We start from the raw sequence: 255 nt of genomic DNA, 5'->3' as shown, positions 1-255 counted from the left end.
CCGGTGACGCGATCGAACTGCTCCTGGGAGACCAGCGGGCCGAGCTGAGTGTCGGGGTCGAGGCCGGGGCCGATCTTCACTTGGCCGGCCGCGTCGGCGACCGCCTGGGTGAACTGTTCGAAGATCGTGTCCTGCACGAACATCCGGGTGCCCGCGACGCAGCATTGGCCGTGGTTGAACAGCCACGCGTTGACCGAGCCGGTCACCGCGAGGTCGAGATCCGCGTCGGCGAAGACGATGTTGGGACTCTTGCCG

General features: G+C 67.5%; 1 protein-coding gene. It reads right to left on the bottom strand.

Annotated features, from left to right (window positions below):
• On the bottom strand, positions 1–255 hold a 255-nt coding region (locus tag IU459_RS40675; RefSeq protein ID WP_195134369.1), incomplete at both ends, for an aldehyde dehydrogenase family protein.

Origin of the sequence: Nocardia amamiensis (assembly GCF_015477605.1) — a bacterium.
Classification (GTDB): Bacteria; Actinomycetota; Actinomycetes; order Mycobacteriales; family Mycobacteriaceae; genus Nocardia; species Nocardia amamiensis_A.
This window is presented reverse-complemented; position numbering and strand designations above follow the sequence as displayed.